The sequence below is a fragment of the Gordonia otitidis NBRC 100426 genome (assembly GCF_000248075.1).
GTDB classification, from domain to species: Bacteria; Actinomycetota; Actinomycetes; order Mycobacteriales; family Mycobacteriaceae; genus Gordonia; species Gordonia otitidis.
The window spans coordinates 13,685-32,230 of the sequence record NZ_BAFB01000238.1; the positions used below are offsets into that span (position 1 = coordinate 13,685).

General features: G+C 65.1%; 15 protein-coding genes. 11 read left to right on the plus strand and 4 right to left on the minus strand.

The features are described from left to right. Positions 1-281 precede the first annotated feature (281 nt). Entirely contained in the window at positions 282-1,448 is a 1,167-nt protein-coding gene (locus GOOTI_RS22455; protein ID WP_039994581.1) for an RsbRD N-terminal domain-containing protein, read from the plus strand. Between the two features lie 11 nt (positions 1,449-1,459). Here the strand turns inward: GOOTI_RS22455 and GOOTI_RS22460 are convergent, their stop codons facing one another. Further along, positions 1,460-1,729, minus strand: coding sequence for a DUF7218 family protein (locus GOOTI_RS22460; protein WP_007240895.1), 270 nt, complete (start codon positions 1,727-1,729; stop codon positions 1,460-1,462). Between the two features lie 190 nt (positions 1,730-1,919). Between GOOTI_RS22460 and GOOTI_RS22465 the strand changes: the two genes are divergently transcribed. The 3 genes from GOOTI_RS22465 (at position 1,920) to GOOTI_RS22475 (ending at position 4,934) form a co-directional block, all read left to right on the plus strand. Next, the gene (locus GOOTI_RS22465) at positions 1,920-2,420 is read left to right on the plus strand and encodes a hypothetical protein (RefSeq protein WP_007240896.1); all 501 of its coding nucleotides are present in this window, start codon (positions 1,920-1,922) and stop codon (positions 2,418-2,420) included. 125 nt (positions 2,421-2,545) lie between these two features. Then, complete coding sequence (locus GOOTI_RS22470) at positions 2,546-3,601, plus strand: alcohol dehydrogenase catalytic domain-containing protein (protein ID WP_007240897.1); 1,056 nt, start codon at positions 2,546-2,548, stop codon at positions 3,599-3,601. A gap of 16 nt (positions 3,602-3,617) precedes the next feature. Continuing rightward, positions 3,618-4,934, plus strand: coding sequence for a helix-turn-helix transcriptional regulator (locus GOOTI_RS22475; RefSeq protein ID WP_373279046.1), 1,317 nt, complete (start codon positions 3,618-3,620; stop codon positions 4,932-4,934). Between the two features lie 29 nt (positions 4,935-4,963). Here GOOTI_RS22475 and GOOTI_RS22480 read toward each other — a convergent pair whose 3' ends face one another. Then, positions 4,964-6,739: a sigma-54-dependent Fis family transcriptional regulator gene (locus tag GOOTI_RS22480; RefSeq protein ID WP_007240899.1), complete on the minus strand. Its 1,776-nt coding sequence runs from the start codon at positions 6,737-6,739 to the stop codon at positions 4,964-4,966. 188 nt (positions 6,740-6,927) lie between these two features. Here GOOTI_RS22480 and GOOTI_RS22485 point away from each other — a divergent pair, with 188 nt between their 5' ends. The 7 genes from GOOTI_RS22485 to GOOTI_RS22515 all read left to right on the plus strand — a co-directional run bounded on the left by GOOTI_RS22485 (position 6,928) and on the right by GOOTI_RS22515 (position 15,848). Then, positions 6,928-8,529: a flavin-containing monooxygenase gene (locus tag GOOTI_RS22485; protein WP_007240900.1), complete on the plus strand. Its 1,602-nt coding sequence runs from the start codon at positions 6,928-6,930 to the stop codon at positions 8,527-8,529. Positions 8,530-8,592: 63 nt separating this feature from the next. Beyond that, positions 8,593-9,798 carry a methyl acetate hydrolase AcmB gene (gene acmB, locus GOOTI_RS22490; protein WP_007240901.1) on the plus strand — a complete coding sequence of 402 codons (1,206 nt, stop codon included), beginning with the start codon at positions 8,593-8,595 and terminating at the stop codon, positions 9,796-9,798. A gap of 129 nt (positions 9,799-9,927) precedes the next feature. Continuing rightward, positions 9,928-11,022, plus strand: a complete 1,095-nt coding sequence (locus tag GOOTI_RS22495; protein WP_007240902.1) for an S-(hydroxymethyl)mycothiol dehydrogenase — start codon at positions 9,928-9,930, stop codon at positions 11,020-11,022. Beyond that, positions 11,019-11,648, plus strand: coding sequence for an MBL fold metallo-hydrolase (locus GOOTI_RS22500; protein WP_007240903.1), 630 nt, complete (start codon positions 11,019-11,021; stop codon positions 11,646-11,648). Before GOOTI_RS22495 ends, GOOTI_RS22500 begins: the two co-directional genes overlap by 4 nt. 266 nt (positions 11,649-11,914) lie before the next feature. After that, positions 11,915-12,376: a DoxX family protein gene (locus GOOTI_RS22505; RefSeq protein WP_007240904.1), complete on the plus strand. Its 462-nt coding sequence runs from the start codon at positions 11,915-11,917 to the stop codon at positions 12,374-12,376. A 125-nt stretch (positions 12,377-12,501) separates the two neighbouring features. After that, complete coding sequence (locus GOOTI_RS22510; RefSeq protein WP_007240905.1) at positions 12,502-14,337, plus strand: SulP family inorganic anion transporter; 1,836 nt, start codon at positions 12,502-12,504, stop codon at positions 14,335-14,337. Then, entirely contained in the window at positions 14,334-15,848 is a 1,515-nt protein-coding gene (locus tag GOOTI_RS22515; protein WP_007240906.1) for an ATP-dependent DNA ligase, read from the plus strand. The genes GOOTI_RS22510 and GOOTI_RS22515 overlap by 4 nt, the downstream gene beginning before the upstream one ends. Positions 15,849-15,909: 61 nt before the next feature. Here GOOTI_RS22515 and GOOTI_RS22520 read toward each other — a convergent pair whose 3' ends face one another. Further along, a complete protein-coding gene (locus GOOTI_RS22520; RefSeq protein WP_007240907.1) occupies positions 15,910-16,767 on the minus strand; it encodes an IclR family transcriptional regulator in 858 nt (285 codons plus the stop codon). A 192-nt stretch (positions 16,768-16,959) separates the two neighbouring features. Continuing rightward, complete coding sequence (locus GOOTI_RS22525; RefSeq protein ID WP_007240908.1) at positions 16,960-18,546, minus strand: GMC family oxidoreductase; 1,587 nt, start codon at positions 18,544-18,546, stop codon at positions 16,960-16,962.

Genomic DNA, 18,546 nt, shown 5'->3' on the forward strand with positions numbered 1-18,546 from the left:
CATCCGTACGAACGTGCTGGTCTCGCGGACGTCGTTGTCGTCTCACACAACGGTGTCACGGTCCAGGTCGATGCGGAATCGCCACTCGCCCTCGATTGGCGACACTAGAATGTGCATATGCACACTCCACGGTTGTTCGTGTTTCACGACGTTCAGCTCGCCGGGTGCCGTATTTGCGCAGCTCGACGGCTTGTGGCGATGACCGCTGATGTTCCTGCGCCGTCATCGGGCGGTACGTGCCCGTCACAGGGACGTAATCTCCGAAACCGCGAGCTTGGTTGATGCAGAATCTCGCAGAGCGGCGGCGGGACACGCGACGACGCTGGTTGGCGCTGGTCGAAGCGACCACAGCAAGGCTCGACGAGCTCGTCGACGCCTTCTTGGCGGAGGTTCGCGCGGCGTCGACCTACGAAACAGGACTCATCGACGACGAGGAACTGCGCGAAACGGCGGTGTCGTCGATCGGGCTCATCCTCCGTGCTGTGTCGTCGGAAACCCCAGTGAGTGAACTGGGCCCGGTGCCCGCAGAGCTGGGTCGCCGCCGTGCGCGCCAAGGCGTGCCCGCCGACGATCTCGTGGCCGCCGTGCGCATCGACTTCAATGTCATCTGGTCAGCACTGTTGTGGCAGGCGACTGTGCCGGATATGGCTGTGCTGGCGTTGCACGTCGACGAGCTGTGGGCCGTCGTCGACGAGTATGCGCGAAGCGTGCAGAACAGTCATCACGAGGAGCGGGCTGTGATGTCGGCAAGCATGCGCGAAGAACAGCAGGCCTATCTCGCAGAACTGTTTGCCCCGGGAGGCTCGCTCCCGATTCGGATCTCGCGTATAGCGCGGGCGCTGGACGTCGACCCTCACGCCCTTTTTCGTGTCGCGGCACTCGACGAAACCGATTCGGATGCGGCTCACAGAGCGGCGCGGAGAGCCGAGGCATCGCACGCACAGATGTATGTGGTGCGTCGCCCCGGCCATGTCGTCGTGTTCTGGCCAGCCGACGATGTGAGCCGTGAGGGGCATCTCGTCGAACGCCAGACGACGGCGCTGGACGGGGTGAACGGAGGATTACTCCTCAGGGTCGACGGTCTCGCTCAGGTTCCGGCGGCGGTGCAGCCTGCAGTGGATATTCTGCGGGTGACTGACTCGAGCACTCCCGGCCTGCGGACTGTCGAGGATCGCTGGGCCCAGTTGAGCAAAGCTCATCTTGACAGTGGGCAGAGATTCACGGCCACAGTCCGTGCTGAACTCGACGAGCTGTCAGAGCCCGACCGTGTGGCGCTTCTCGATACCGTGGGCGCTTACCTCGACTCCGGTAGCGTCAACGAGGCCGCGCGACATAGCTTTTGTCATCGCAACACTGTTCTCAATCGGATAGCTAGATTCAAGAATCTCACCGGCCTCGACATCACCGTGCCGCGCGACGCAGCACTGGCGGTACTTCTCCTCGCGTGACGGCGAGGCGATCAGTGCTCACGCAACTTGTCGATCAGGTCGTCTTTCTTGAGGTCCGAATAGTTGCTCAAACCCAGTTCTTTTGCCCGCGAGCGGAGTTCGTCGACCGTCCAGTCCTCGTATGACCCGGACTCGCCGCCCTTCTCGCCGACCTTCGAACGCCCCTGTGCGGCAGCCGCATTGGCGATACGTGCGGACTTCTCCTTGGAGTTTCCCTCGTCTCGGAGCTTCTCGTAGAGCTCGTCGTCCTTGATCGACGGGCCCGGATCGCGCTCTGGCATGACGCCTCCTCGTCGGACTGAGATCGATAGATGTGCGACACTTCCCACGCTACGCGCCCGGCGCGACCTCGACGATGTCTTCGCGCTCGCGACACGGCAACCTCGTCGATAATCCGCCTCCATCAGGAGCGGAGTGCCTACTCTCGGGTACGGGGGTCCTGTACGTACGAGACGACGAAGGGCACAAGGCATGGGCGAGAAGAAGGCAATCAAACGTCTGCAGAAGCAGATCGGCGAGCTCCAACAGAGCCTCGACGATGTGCGGAAGTTGGCAGAGAAACAGATCGGCAAGGCAGCGAGCGAAACCGACGCACTGCGTCGGGAACTGCTGAAGCGAATCGGTGCCGTCTCCGGCGAAGCCGAGAACAAGGGCAGCGACTCATCGACGAAGGACTCGGCGAGGGCCGTCGTCGCGCCGAAACCCACACCGAGCACCTCGGCAACGAAACCCAAGCCCGCTGCCACAAAGTCTGCTGGATCGACCACATCGACCGGTGCTGCGAAGCAGCCCGGTGGGACCAAGTCTGCGACGACGTCGTCGGCATCCAAAACGAAGACGGCAGGGAAGTCCGCCAAGGCCAAATCACCGACGGTCAAGCAGCTGCGCGAGCAGGCAAAGGCGAAGGGCGTCAAGGGGTACTCGTCGATGTCCAAGGCGGAACTGCAGGCGGCCCTGGGGTCTGCGGGCTGAGCCAGCCCGTCTCAACCTGAGACCGGCTTCGCGAACTCGGCCTCCATTGATGCGGTGCACCCCATACTGGGGAGGGGATTCCGGGGGACATGCCGCACCGCTGTGCGGCCCGAAGGAGGCCAGGTATGAAAGCGCTCGTCTATCACGGTCCCGGCAGCAAGGCGTGGGAGGACGTTCCCGATCCCGTACTCCAGGATCCGACGGACGCCATCGTCCGAGTGGAGACGACGACGATCTGCGGCACCGATCTGCACATTCTGTCCGGCGACGTGCCAGCGGTCACCAAGGGGCGCGTCCTCGGGCACGAGGGTGTCGGCGTCGTCACCGAGGTCGGACCGGAATGCACTCGTGTCAAGGTCGGTGACCGCGTCATCATCTCGTGCGTCACCAAATGTGGTCGGTGCGAATACTGCGTGGCGGGCATGCCGTCGCATTGTCAGACGGTCGGCGGAATCGGTTGGATCTTCGGCCATCTCATCGACGGCACGCAGGCCGAGTTCGTCAGGGTTCCGTTCGCCGACAACGGGCTCATCCCGCTGCCCGAGAGTGTGACCGCAGAGCAGGGTGTCATGCTCAGCGACATCCTGCCGACGGGCTTTGAGATCGGTGTGCTCTACGGTGCCGTGAAGGAGGGCGACGTCGTTGCCGTCGTCGGAGCGGGGCCGGTCGGTCTCGCGTCGGTGATGACCGCCCGGTCGAGTGGGGCGTCGCGGGTGATCGCGGTGGACGGCAACAAGTTTCGCCTCGAGCGGTCACTCGACTTCGGCGCCACCGACACCATCGACATCCTCGCGGGTGGCAATACCGTGGAACAGATCAAGGCCCTCAGTCGTGGTGGACTCGGCGTCGACGTCGCGATCGAAGCGGTAGGTCTCGGACCCGCGTTCCGCACGTCACTGGACTGTCTGCGTCCCGGTGGGCACCTCGCCAATGTCGGAGTGCACGGCCGTTCCGTCGAATTGCCGATCGACCGGGACTGGATCAACAACCTGACGCTGACGACGGGCCTGGTCAACGCAACCACGGCACCCGAACTGCTCACCCAGATCGAGCAGGGCATCATCTCCCCGGAGAAGTTCGTGACGCATCACTTCACCTTCGACGAGTTCGACCGCGCCTACGACACGTTCTCCAACGCGGCCGACGAGCACGCACTGAAGGTGATCATCAGCAACGGGTGACAATGGTGAAGTGACCCTGGAAGTACAGTCCGAGCGCTCGAGCGATGCGACGACGACGCTGTCGTCGACTCGGTGGCAGCAGTTCGTCGGTGTGGTGAATGGCCCGTTGCCGCGGATCGCCGAGCGATTCTCCAAGTTCCTCCTATCGGCGCATCCGCACGACGCGCTGATCATCTACACCCGCGAGTGCACCGGCCGACCCCGCAAGGTGGCCGGCGCAGCCGCGATCGTCGAGCGCGCGACGATCGCCGAACTCGACGCGATCAAGGAGTCGGTCGCGCGCGGGAACGTCCTGCACGGACACGCGGTGATCGGGGGCTCGCGACGAAGGGTGCTCGCGGTGCGCGACGTCAGCGACACACTGCTGGTGATGGTGCCGAAAACGACCAGGGCAACCAAGACGACCGCGACAACCAAGAGCACGCCCCACGTCGTCGACGATCTGCTCGCTGCGTGGTTCGCCCTGGTGGCAACGTCGATCCGGCAGCAGGTGGCCCAGGCGAGTCCCGACTATCTCGCCGAGTCTCGCGCCGCGTCGACAGAACGGGCCTGGACGATCACGCAGCTGACCGAGCAACACGAGGACACACTGGCGTCGATACTCGGGACGCTGCGCTCACGCGACCTCGACGACGGGGCCGCTCGAACAGTCGCGGCGGAGACGGCGTCCGCAGCTCTGATCGCGCTGCGCTCAGTCGGAGACACCAACCGGGCCCTCGCCACTGAGGCCAGCGGTGTGGCCTTCCGCCGACTGCGCGCAGAGCTCGAGCCGGTGCTGCGCGACCTCGACGCCGACGTCGAGTTCGTGGAACCCGACGGTGATGCGACACTGCCCGGCGAGATCGCCCACGCGGCACGGGCCATCGTGCGGGCGGTGGCCGTCGCAGTCGCCGCTCAACCCCACGTGACACGCTTGCGAATCGCGTGGGGGCGTCGCGGCGACGACCTCGTGATCGACGTCCGGGACCAAGGACAGGGCGAGCTCGACGGCGATGGCCTGACCCGACAGCTGGCGGGACGGTTGCGAGCCGTGGACGGGGTGCTCGACGTCGAATCACTCGCCGGCTGGGGAAGCCGGGTCACGGCACGAATACCACTGGAAACACCCGTGTCTCGACCGGAGAAGGACCTGCTGGCCTCACTGAACCCGCGCGAGGTCGAGGTGCTCGGCCATCTCGCGCTCGGTCGACGCAACAAGGCGATCGCAGCCGAACTCGGGGTCAGCGAGAGCACTATCAAGTTCCACGTCGCGGCGATCCTGCAGAAGCTGCAGGTGTCCAATCGCGGCGAGGCTGGATTGCTCGCCGCGGGTGCAGGGATCACGGCGGGGTAGCCCCGGCCTGTTCGATCAGCGGTGGGGGTTCAGATCCCGGTGATTCCGTAGCTGTGGATCTTGCGGTAGATCGAACTGCGGGACATGCCGAGCGCCTGCGCGGCACGAACCCGGTTACCGCCGCATTCGTCCAGAACGCGGACGATGGCGTCGCGCTCGGTGACCTCCAGCGTGGTGAGGACCCGATGGGCGGTGGTACGGCAGAAACCGGGCAGGTCCTCGGGCTGTATCTCTCCGACGGGTCGTCGTCGAAGAGCTGACTCGAGTGCCGAGTGCAATTGCGTCAGGTTCTTCGGCCACGAGTACGCGGCGATGATGCGCATGGCCTGCGGACTGATGCGGGTAGTGCGTTGTGGTGCAAGCTCCCTGAGTATGCGGTGCACCAACGGTTGCAGGTCTGGGCCGCGGAGGCGCAGTGGCGGCAGCGTGACCGAGTGCTCGAACAATCCGAGGAGCCCTCCGAAGTCTGTGGCGGTTGCCTCCCGCGGAGGTGATGCGGTAGCCGCGAGGACGTATCCCGCGGCAGTGGCGTCGTCGATGGCAGAGCGCAACATCGGGAGCACTTGACCGTCGATGGCATCGACGTGACGAAGTACCAGCAGTCCGTTCCCGTCGGTCGGAGGGGGCGGTTGAGCGCTACACGTGGACGGCTGTGCGATGTCGACGACGACCACCGGTGCAGTGGGGTTGTCACCACGGAAAGCATCCGTCAGTACAGACAGGCGTCCACTGCCTGGCTCGCCGACCACGACCACCGCGCGACCGCACGCGAGTGACTGCACGACCTCGTTGTACGCGTGAACCCATGTCGGACTGCGCATTCCGTGAGCAGAAGAGGGCGGCAGCGCCGCCGTCCGAGAGACGGTTTCGGCGGCATCCGTCTCCGGCTGCCGGCCTCGATCCTCGTCGAGAACCGCCACCACTCCCACGACATCGCCGCGGCTGGTGATGTGTGTGGTCCGCATCCGGATCTGTCGGCCACCCTCGAGGGTCACCGTATGTAAAGCGTTGTCGTGCTTGGACATCAAGTACTCGGCGTACTGGCCGATGGTGGCCTGTTCGTCGGGATCCAGCAGTGCGCGGGCAGCTTCGTTCACCATGATCGTCTCGCCCAGGGCGATCACAGCGCGACCGGGTCGGGCGGAAGCTCGAAGATACGTCTCGAACACGGCGCGGGTGTCCTGGCTCCGGTCGAGGAGGAGATTGCGGCTGATGTCGGTCGCTGCTGAACGCACCAGCGCGTCGACGAGGCTGTTCCAACTCTCCGCCAACATGCTCGCGTCGAGCACCCCGACGACCCGCCCGGTCAGCGGATCGAGAATCGGCGCACCTGTGCAGGCGAACTGGACCAGCGACTGGTTGAAGTGTTCGGAGCCCACGACGCTCACCGGCGCCCCGACCTCGAACACCGTGCCGACCCCGTTGGTTCCGATACTGCTCTCCTCGAACGAGAATCCACGGTCGAAGTCGACGCGGTCGAGCACCCGTCCAACCGCTGTCGAGCAATCGCGACGGTCGACGATCCTGGCCTGTGCGTCGGTGAGGGCGATGGTGACAGGGACGTCGGACATGTCGCCGGTGAGCCGTTCGAGGACCGGCCGGGCACAGCGCGCCAACCGCGAATCGAAGTCGATGTCGTCGTGGTAGGCGACCTGGTACTTGTCGGCGTCGAGCCCCGCGGACGCGCTTCTCGACCACGACGCCGCGACGACGTCGCCGACACCGGCTGCTCCCTGCGGGCCGTATTCCAGGAAGTCTGCACGAGCAGCAGCGATACGGAGCTGCTCATCTCGTCTGTCACGCATGTGCTGCTCCCTCCCGCCCTGCGCGCATCGTTGTGACGCACGGCACAGCCGATTATTCATCGAGTGGCCATCCGGCGACCACCACCGATCGGACAGGATTGCTGTCCCAATTTGGGACACGTCGGATATGTGAGACAGGTCAAACATTCACCTCCAGGTGATCACAATCACATCAATGGAGGAGAACAATGTCTGACAGAACACTCGACGCGGTCGTGATCGGAGCCGGGGTCGCCGGTCTTTATCAACTGCATCAGCTTCGTGAACAGGGTCTTGACGTCAGGGCGTACGACACGGCATCCGGTGTCGGCGGCACCTGGTACTGGAACAGGTACCCGGGTGCGAAGTTCGATTCCGAGGCCTACATCTACCAGTACCTGTTCGATGAGGATCTCTACAAAGGCTGGAGCTGGAGCAGCAGGTTCCCCGGACAACGCGAGATCGAACAGTGGCTCAACTACGTCGCCGACGCGCTCGATCTGCGGCGCGACATCTCCTTCGGCACGACGATCACCAGTGCGGTCTTCGACGAGGAGACCAACCGCTGGACGGTGACCACCGACAGTGGCGAAACGATCGACACCCAGTACCTCGTCACCTGCTGCGGGATGCTCTCGGCGCCGATGTCCGACATCTTCCCGGGACAGAGCGACTTTTCCGGCGAGATCTTCCACACCGCACGGTGGCCACGCGACGGCGTCGAACTGTCCGGAAAGCGCGTCGGCGTGATCGGTAACGGGGCGACGGGTATCCAGGTCATCCAAACGATCGCCGATCAGGTCGACCAACTGACGGTGTTCATCAGGACGCCCCAATATGCGTTGCCGATGAAGAATCCGAGCTACGGTCCCGACGACGTCGAGGCCTACAAAGCGCGCTTCGACGAGCTGCGGGAGAACCTGCCGAACACCTTCACGGGCTTCGAGTACGACTTCGACGTCGCGTGGGCCGACCTCACGCCCGCGCAGCGTAGGGAGCGTCTCGAGGCCGACTACGAGAACGGCTCGCTCAAGCTGTGGTTGGCGTCGTTTGCCGAGATCTTCTCCGACGAGCAGGTCAGTGAAGAGGTGTCGGAGTTCGTGCGCGAGAAGATGCGCGCCCGTCTGCAGGATCCGGAACTGTGCGACCTGCTGATCCCCTCCGACTATGGTTTCGGTACTCACCGGGTGCCGTTGGAGTCCGGCTATCTCGAGGTCTATCACCGCGACAACGTGCAGGCTGTGCCCGTCAAGAACAACCCGATCGCCCGAATCGTCCCCGAGGGGATCGTGCTCGAGGACGGCACGCTGTACGAACTCGATGTGATCGTCATGGCGACGGGCTTCGACGCCGGCACTGGCGCATTGACCAGGATCGACATACGTGGACGTGACGGACGCTCGCTCCGCGAGGACTGGGGCCACGACATCCGCACCACCATGGGCCTGATGGTGCACGGTTATCCGAACCTGTTGACCACCGGTGCACCGCTGGCGCCGTCGGCTGCGCTGTGCAACATGACGACCTGCCTGCAGCAGCAGACCGAGTGGATCAGCGACGCCATCGGGTACCTGCGTGCCAACGGCAAGTCGGTCATCGAACCCACCGAAGAGGGTCAGGACGCGTGGGTGGCCCACCACGACGAACTGGCCGATGCGAATCTCATCTCGAAGACGCACTCGTGGTATGTCGGCTCCAACGTCCCGGGCAAGCCCAGGCGAGTGCTGTCCTACGTCGGCGGAGTGGGGGCCTACCGGGCTGCGACGTTGGAGGCCGCAGCAGCAGGCTACAAGGGATTCGCGCTGTCGTGAAGCGGCCAACCGTATGACGAAAAACGTTGACAATCGCAGTTTTTCATCGAAAGGACAGATCAGATGACCAGTTCAATCACCGGTGTCGACCGGGGCACGCTCACCCGGTCGGAGGACGCCGTTCTGAAGTCGGCGATCGACGCCGAGGCACCCGTGGCGGGTGTCGTGGCGATGGTGACGGATCGCAGCGGCAACATCTACGAGGGGGCTGCCGGTAAGCGTCGCATCGACGGCGACGCCGCAATCACCACGGACGACGTCTTCGCGCTCTTCTCCACCACCAAGGCGATCACCGCGACCGCGGCATTGCAGCTCGTGGAGGAGGGGCAGCTCGACCTCGACCGTCCGGCATCCGACTACGCACCCGAGATCGGCGAACTCCAGGTGATCGAGGGCTTCGACGACGATGGCGCACCAAGGCTCCGGGCACCGAAGTCGATTCCGACGACGCGGCAACTCCTCACTCACACCGGCGGTTTCGGATACGACTTCTTCGATGAGGTCTACTCCCGGCTCGCCGACGAGCAGGGCCAGCCGAGTGTGATCACGGCGACCAAAGCCGCGTTGACCACGCCACTGCTCTTCGACCCGGGCGAACGATGGCAGTACGGCACCAACCTCGACTGGGTCGGGCAGGTCGTCGAGCGACTTCGCGGCAAGCGGCTCGGAGAGGTATTCGAGGAGCGGATCTTCGCGCCATTGGGTATCGAGAACATGAGTTTCGTTCTGCGTGAGGACTTCCGCCCGCGGCTCGCCGAAATGCACGCGCGCAACGCCGATGGGTCTCTGACCCCGATGGACTTCGAGTTGCCGTCGCCGCCGGAGGTCGACTTCGGCGGTCACGGACTGTACGGCACTGTGGGCGACTACATGACGTTCATCCGGATGTGGCTCAACGACGGGGCCGGGGAGCACGGCCGGGTGCTCAAGCAGGAGACCGTCGAGATGGCTGTGCAGAACCATCTCGGTGACCTACCGGTGACGATGCTTCCGGGTGTGATCCCGTCGCTGTCGAACGATGCGGAATTCTTTCCCGGCCAATCGAAGTCGTGGTCGCTTCCGTTCATGATCAACAATGAACAGGCGCCGACCGGACGTCCAGCGGGTTCGCTGGGCTGGGCTGGGTTGGCGAATCTCTTCTACTGGATCGATCGGAAGAACGGCTACGGCGGATACTGGGCGACGCAGATCCTGCCATTCGGTGATCCGACGTCATTCACGAAGTACATGGACTTCGAGACCGCGCTCTACCGGTCGCTGGATCACTAGCAACGAAGGGGCGACATTCCTGTACTTTCGACCAGGTAGAACCATCCATTCGGATGGATGCATGTCTCGTGGCCTGCCACAAGACTGTGTTGAGTACAAGGTTCTCACCATCGAGAGGTTGAAAGCGGAATGTCGCAAACGGTCAAGGGAGTCATCTCGCGCAGCAAGGGCGCGGCCACGGAACTCGTCGACGTGGTCGTGCCCGACCCGGGACCCAACGACGTCGTCGTCGACATCGAGGCGTGCGGCGTGTGCCATACCGACCTGGCGTACAAGGAAGGCGGCATCAACGACGAATACCCGTTCCTGTTGGGTCACGAGGCAGCGGGCATCGTCGAGGCCGTCGGGTCGGAGGTGACACACGTCGAGGTCGGCGACTTCGTCGTCCTCAACTGGCGTGCTGTCTGCGGCGAGTGCCGCGCCTGCAAGCGCGGAAAGCCGTGGTACTGCTTCAACACCCACAACGCGTCGAAGTCGATGACGCTGACCGACGGAACGGAACTGACCCCGGCGCTGGGCATCGGAGCCTTCATCGAGAAGACGATCGTCCACGAGGGGCAGTGCACCAAGGTCAATCCGGAGACCGATCCCGCTGTCGCCGGTCTGCTGGGGTGCGGCGTGATGGCCGGGCTTGGCGCGGCGATGAACACCGGGAACGTCGGACGCGGCGACTCCGTCGCGGTCATCGGCTGCGGCGGAGTCGGCGACGCCGCCATCGCGGGCGCACGACTGGCGGGCGCCACGAAGATCATCGCGATCGACCGGGACCCGGCGAAGTTGGAGTGGGCAACCGAGCTCGGGGCGACCCACACCATCAATGGCGCAGAGGTTGACGACGTCGTCACCGCTGTACAGGACCTGACCGACGGCAACGGCGTGGACGTCGTCGTCGACGCCGTCGGTCGGCCGGAAACCTACAAGCAGGCGTTCTACCTGCGTGACCTCGCCGGAACCGTTGTGCTGGTAGGTGTTCCGACGCCGGAGATGAAGCTCGAGCTGCCGCTGGTCGACTACTTCTCGCGGGGCGGGTCGCTCAAGTCGTCGTGGTACGGCGACTGCCTGCCCGAGCGCGACTTCCCGATGCTCATCGATCTCTACGAGCAGGGCCGACTCCCTCTCGACAAGTTCGTCACCGAACGCGTCGGACTCGGGGACGTCGAGGCAGCGTTCGAGGCGATGAAGGGCGGCAAGGTACTGCGCTCGGTGGTAGAGCTGAAATCATGAGCAACGCGAGCATCGACAATGTGGTCACGTCCGGCACCTTCTCGCTCGACGGCGGTACCTGGGACGTCGACAACAACGTCTGGATAGTCGGTGACGACAGCGAGGTGGTGATCATCGACGCCGCGCACAGCGCCAAGCCCATCCTCGACGCTGTCGGAGACCGGACCGTCAAGGCAATCGTGCTGACACACGGCCACAACGACCACATCACTGTGGCACCGGAATTGTCGAAGGAAACCGGAGCGCCGATCCTGTTGCATCCCGGGGACAACATGTTGTGGAACGAGACCCACCCCGATGTGACGCCCGGCAACCTCGACGACGGTCAGGAGATCGAGGTCGCGGGGACGTCGTTGAAAATCATCAACACGCCGGGCCATTCACCGGGGTCGTCGGTGATCTACGCGCCGGAACTCGGCGTGCTCTTCAGTGGCGACACGCTCTTCAACGGCGGACCGGGCGCGACCGGTCGTTCCTTCTCGAGCTTCCCGAAGATCATCGAATCCATCAAGGAGAAGATCTTCGTGCTCGATCCGGAGACCAAGGTCTACACCGGGCATGGAGACGGCACGACGGTCGGCGACGAAGCACCGCACCTCGAGGAATGGATCAAACGGGGTAGCTGACCCCGCCAGCCCGTCCCAGCGCCGGACCTTCAGCGCCGTGCTCTTCTGTGCCGTATCCCGGTGTCACCCGATGACACCGGGATACGGCGGTACGGGCCTCGCAAACTGCGGTGCTCGATTTCGGTGTCGCCTGGGTGGGTGTGTACCTCGCGGTCGCCGGCGTGCTGACGTTGATCGCGCCGTGGTCGGTGCGTGAGACGCGAACGGTGGATCTCTCCGAGGTGTGACGGGTTGCGGACCGCCCACGCTTGCCTGATAGTAAGGTAATGCTTACCTCACTCGATAGGGCTGCGCCGTGGGCACTGGGCGTGTTCCGCATCGTTGTCGGATTCCTGTTTCTGTGCCACGGCACGTCGACGCTGTTCGGATGGCCGATCCCGCCGTACTCGGGCGTCACCGCCGAATTCGGGGCCTGGCCGTCGTGGTGGGTCGCGATGATCGAACTGATCGGCGGTGCGGCGATCATTGCGGGTGTCGGCACCCGGATCGCCGCGTTCATCGGCTCCGGGGCGATGGCCGTCGCGTACTTCTGGAAGCACCAGGGTGACGGGCTGTTCCCCATCGAGAACGAGGGCGAAGCGGCAGCGTTGTTCTGCTGGTCGCTGCTGCTGTTGGTGTTCCTGGGACCTGGCCGACCGGCGTTGGGACCGGTGCTCGCCGCCGGGTTCGGACGCAAGCGTGCCGAGCGCGATCCCCGTGGCGACGCCGCCATCGGCAGCGCTGCATGACGAAGCAGCGCTGCGTGGCGAAGTAGCGCTGCGTCACGAACCTGCGGCGCCAAGGCGGGCGTCGTGGGTGCCGCGCCGGGTAACCTCGGCGGGGTGAGCGAACCGTCGAGTCGCAGGCAGCGGGCGTGAGCGCGGCGGAGACGCGCTCGGCGACGGTGCGTCGGACACTGCCACCGGCATTGCGCGGGTACCAACGCAGCTGGCTGCGCGCAGACATCCTCGCCGGTGTCACCCTCGCCGCTGTGGCCATACCGGAATCGATGGGCTACAGCACGATTGCTCACGTGCCGGTCGTGTCCGGCCTCTACACGATCATCCTGCCGACCGTCGTCTTCGCGGTCATCGGATCGTCGAGGTTGATGGTCGTCGGAGCCGACTCCGCGACGGCGGCCATACTCGGATCGGGCATCGCGGGCATCGGGGTGGCCGGATTGCAACCGGATTCGGCGGAGTGGCTGGGATTCGCCTCGCTGATCGCGATCGTGACCGGTGTGATGCTCGCGGTGGCGCGGCTCGCACGACTCGGCTTCCTCGGCGACTTCCTCTCCACCGCAGTTCTTGTCGGGTTTCTCGCGGGTACCGGCATCAGTGTGCTCACCGGGCAGATACCTGGCATGCTCGGCATCTCGGGCAGCGACGGGCGGATCTGGGAGCGATGGGAGCACGTACTCCAGGAACTTGGTTCGATCCGTTGGGCCGCAGTGGCTTTCGCGGTCGCAACCCTGCTGCTGCTCGCGGTGGGGCGGCGCTGGTTGACGCGGATACCGATGCCGATCGTCGTCGTTGTCGCGTCGATCGTCGTGGTCTACGCGTTCGGCTGGTCCGACGACGTCCCGGTGATCGACACTCTGCATGGAGGGTGGCCACAGTTCGGACTCCCCGATGGTGTCTCCTGGGTCGACATCCCGAAGGCTGCGACGGTGGCGATCGGTTGCGCGGTGGTGATTCTCGCGCAGAGCGCGGCAACATCGCGGAGTTTCGCGCAGCGTCACGGTGAGGAGGCCAACGTCAACCGCGACATCGTCGGCCTGTCGGCGGCGAACATCGTCGCGGGCTTCTCGTCGACGTTCGTCGTCAACGGCAGTCCGACGAAAACCCAACTGGTCGAGGAAGAACACGGTCGGACCCAGGTGGCCAACGTGACGATGGCGGTGGTGGCGCTGATCGTCGTGGTCTTCTTCGACGACGCGCTGGGTTACCTCCCGCATGCTGTCCTGTCGGCGATCGTCGCGGTGGTCGCCGTCCGGCTGATCGACGTCTCGCAGTTTCGCCGCATGTGGCGGGTACGCAGGTACGAATTCACCATCGCGATACTCACCGCGGTCGTCGTGCTGGTGTTCGGAGTGCAGACCGGTGTCATCACAGCGATGGGGGCGTCGCTGCTGGCGATGGTCAGGCGTCAGTATCGGCCGGAGCGGTTCGTCGTGGGCGTTTCCGACCACGGACGTCACCGGCGGTACGAGTCCGCCACGCCCGGCGCCGAATCGATGCCGGGATTGATCGTCTTCCGCTACGACGCCGACCTGTTCTACGCCAATGCGAGTCGATTCGCCGACGAGGTCATGGCCCTGGTGAAGGCGGCACCGCATCCGGTGCGATGGATGGTGCTCGACTGCACGGTGATCAGCGATGTCGACTACACGGCATCGACGATGCTGAAAGATCTGATCACCTTCGTGCACAAGCGGAATGCGCACTTCGTGCTGGCGGGCGTCGACCCCGAACTCGGCGATGACCTGCTCACCGAAGGAGTGCTCGCCGGATTGAATCCCGACCACGTGTTCGCGACCGTCGGCGCCGCTGTGCGGGCTTACGAGGCCGACTACCCCGACGCCGTCGAGGCTGCGCGCCGAGAGGATTCGACGTCGGCGAAGACGCCGGCGGAGGGCGATGACTCGGGTGGAACCGCTGGATCTGGCCGTGCATCCTCGGGGGCTGCCGACGGCGGGGGTGCCTCGTGAAGCTCACTCGTGTGGTCACGGCGTCGGCCGAGATGGCTGCCACACGCTCGCGCAAACGAAAGACCGCCGAGCTCGTCGAACTGCTGCGGGCCGCCTCGGCCGATGAGATGCCGATCGTGGTCACATGGCTGTCGGGCGAGGTGCCGCAGGGCAAGCTCGGCGTCGGATGGCGCTCATTGGCGGCACTCGACGTCGCACCTGTCGCGGAGCCGATGCTCGACGTCGTGGACGTCGACGACGTGTTCGAGCTGCTGGCCGCTGCGCGGGGCGCGGGTTCGGCAGCCGCGCGAACCGACTATCTGGCAGGGCTTTTCGGGCGTGCGACCGATGACGAGCAGGGGTTCCTGCGAAGATTACTGACCGGCGAGTTACGGCAGGGTTCTCTCGCAGGATTGATGGTCGACGCCGTTGCTGCCGCGACGGATCAGCGCGTCGATCTGGTTCGGAAGGCGCACATGCTGACCGGGTCTCTGTCTGAGACGGCGGTCCTCGCAGCCCGTGGCGGCGAAGAGGCACTCGCCGGCGTGCGCCTCGAAGTCGGTCGGGCCATCGCGCCGATGCTGGCGACCCCCGCGGACGACCTGACGTCGGCGGTCGCCGATCTCGGACCGGACGTCGTCGTCGACTTCAAACTCGACGGCGCGCGAATCCAGGTGCACCGCAACGATGATGACGTGAAAGTGTTCACACGCACATTGCGCGACGTGACGAGTCGCGTACCGGACATCGTTGCCGCGGTGCGCGATCTTCCCTGTGACACCGTCATTCTCGACGGTGAGACGCTGATGCTCAGCGACGATGGACGTCCACGGCCGTTCCAGGAAACGATGAGCAGGTTCGGTTCGGCGGTCGACGAACAGAACCCGCGTCTGCTGCAGCCCTTCTTTTTCGACTGTCTGCATCTCGATGGGGTCGATCTGATCGACCTACCCCTCGCACAGCGACTCGACGCGCTCAACTCCGTTGCGCCGCAGTTCCGCATCCCCTCGGTCACCGACCCGATGCAGGCGCAGGCCCAGTTCGACGCCGCGATCGCCGCCGGACACGAGGGCGTCATGGTGAAGTCGCGCAGCGGTGTCTATGCGGCGGGACGTCGAGGGCGGTCGTGGCAGAAGGTCAAGCCCGTCCACACACTCGACCTGGTGGTGATCGCCGCAGAGTGGGGATCGGGGCGTCGACGAGGGTGGCTGTCGAATCTGCATCTCGGCGCGCGGGACCCTGACGGCGGACCGCCGGTGATGGTCGGAAAGACGTTCAAGGGGCTCACCGACGAGATCCTCCGCTGGCAGACCGACGAGTTCCCACTGCATGAGGTGTCGCGCACCGAGTACACGGTGTTCCTGCGGCCGGAGATCGTCGTCGAGATCGAACTCGACGGGGTTCAGCGGAGTTCGAGGTATCCCGGTGGCGTGGCATTGAGGTTCGCGCGTGTGCTGCGGTACCGGCCGGACAAGACCGCCGCGGAGGCCGACACGATCGACGCCGTGCGGGAACTGCTGCCCGGACAGTGAATCGAGTCCAGCGGTGAACACACGGGGCCGGACCCGACCGGCCCCACATCGAGCCGCGTGGTCAGCCGCGGTAGCCCAGGCGCCGACTGACCGTGTTCGCCGCCCGGACCACGCCCTCGGCCAGTTCGGGGGCGTCCGCGGGGTCGAGGCGGTAGCGCGGTCCGGAGATGCTGAGCGCGGAGACGACAGCTCCCGAGTGATCGCGGACGGGGGCGGCCAGCGCGACCAGCCCGACCTCCAGCTCCTCGTCGGCGAGTGCCCAACCGCGTGCGGCCGAGGTGGCGACGTCGGCGACGAGCTCGTCGACGTCGGTGATGGTGTTGTCGGTGAAACCTGGCAGACCGCCGGGGTAGAGCGCACGCAGTTCGGCTTCACTCAGGCCGGTGAGCAGCGCCTTTCCCGAGGACGTGGCGTGCGCCGGTGACGGTTGGCCGATCCAGGTTTTCAACGCGACGCTCGACGATCCCTGCGATTCGACGACGTTGATGGCCTGCGCGGCGTCGAGGACAGCGAGATTCGTTGTCTCGCCGGTTCTCTCGGCGACCTCGTCGCAGACGTCCTGCCCGAGCTTGGCGAGGTCGGTGGTGGCCGTGGTCGAGCCGGCGAGTCGGACCACCGTGAATCCGATGCGGTACTTCCGACCACCAGGGGCCTGCTCCACGAAGCCGCGTGACTCCAGCGACGCGACGATTCTCGAGACTGTCGACTTGTGCACGCCGAGAGCGACGGACAGCTCGGTGATCCCCGCGGTACCGGCGTCGGCGATGAGCTCCATGATCCGTAGGGCGCGGTCGACGGACTGCACGGCGCCGCCCGCAGCCCGGTCACCGTCGGGCGCGTCAGCGGCCGCAGCCCGGTCACCGTCGGGCGCGTCAGCGGCCGCAGCCCGGTCACTGCCGGGTGCGTCGTCTGTGCTCATGATGCTCATGAGCCTACCTTTGCGGTTCGACCGGCCGGGCCGGTTGTCTCCGTACACCCGGTTGTCTCCGTACACCCAATTGTCTCCGTACACAATGTGGACGTGAGCGGGGCGCCACGACAATAATCTCCTCGACACCCCGCTGAGGTGCGAGTTGTGTACGTACCGCCGCGCCCGTCGCTCTGCTGGCTGTCATCGTCCGCGGTGCGCCGTCGTGATCAGGTCGGCGCACTTCTCGGCCATGGTCATCACGGTGATGTTCGGGTTGACGACGGGGAGCTTCGGCATCGCCGAAGCGTCGACGACCCGCAGCCCCGTGACGCCCTTGACACGCAATTCGGGGTCGAGCACTGCCATCGGGTCCGATGTCGCGCCCATCCGCGCCGTCCCCGCAGGATGGTAGACGGTGTTGTGCGTCTTGTGCATGTAGTCGACGAGTTCGTCGTCAGTGACGGCGTCGATCCCCGGTGCGAGTTCGCGTTCGATCCATTCGGCCAGAGGGCTCTGCGCACCGATCTCACGCGCGAGTCTGATGCCGGCGAGCATCACGGCCTCGTCGTGCCCGTCTGGGTCGGTGAAGTATCGCGGGTCGACGCGCGGCCGATCACGGAAATCGCGCGACCGCAGCGTGACCGTGCCACGTGAAAGGCCCTGCGTCACATTGGGAGTGAGGCAGAATGCCGACTCGGCGGTCGGATAGCCCCAGCGCAGCGTGTTCATGTCGAATGGCACACTGCCGTAGTGCATCATCAGGTCCGAGTGGTCGAGACCGTCCTGCGTGGTCGCGAACAGCCCGATCTCCCACCACTGCGTCGACTCGGTGACCATGGGCCGCGATGCCTCCCAGAAGACGAGACCTTCGACGTGATCGTCGAGATTCTCGCCGACGCCGGGCGAATCGACGCGCACCGGAACCCCGACCTCACGCAGGTGCGCGGCGGGTCCGATACCGCTGAGCATCAACAGTTTCGGCGTATCGATGGCGCCCGCGGTCACGATCACCTCACGACGGGCATCGGCGGTGTCGTATCCAGTGAGATCCGGTCGTAGATATCGCACGCCCGTCGCGCGCAGCGCGTCATCGATCACGATCTCGCTGACCCAACTCTCGGTCAGCACGGTGAGATTGGGCCGTTTGCCCAGTATCGGATGCAGATACGCGTGCGACGACGACATCCGTTCGCCCCGCGCGTTGGCGTTGATCTGCAGCCAGCCGGCCGCATTCAGTTGCCAGTCGTTGCGATTGAAGGCGACGGTCGGCAGCCCGACCTTGGCCGCGGAATCCAGCACTGCCTGCCCGCACGGATCGTTCGGTGGTACGTCGCGCAACTCGACCGGCCCGCTGTGACCATGCGGGTAGCCCTGGTATGTACCCGTCGCCACGTTGTTCTCGACGCGCGATACATACGGCAGTACTCCGTCGGGCCCCCACCCCGTGGCGCCCATCGCCTCCCAGTCGGACAGACCCTGCGCCAGGGGCCAGAACGCGATACACGAATTGTGCGACGAACACCCGCCGAGAACCTTCGCACGCGCGTGCCGCAGGAAGCTGTTGCCCTTCTCCTGCGGCTCGACGGGGTAGTCCCAGTCGTAGCCGGAATCGAGCAGGTGCATCCAGTCGGCCAACACGAGGATGGCGGGATCGTCGACGTCGCTCGGACCCGCTTCGATGAGGCAGACGGTGACCTCGGGGTCCTCCGAGAGGCGCGCAGCGAGAACACATCCCGCGGTACCACCGCCGGCGATGACGTAGTCGTAGACAGCGTGCGAAGGATTCAT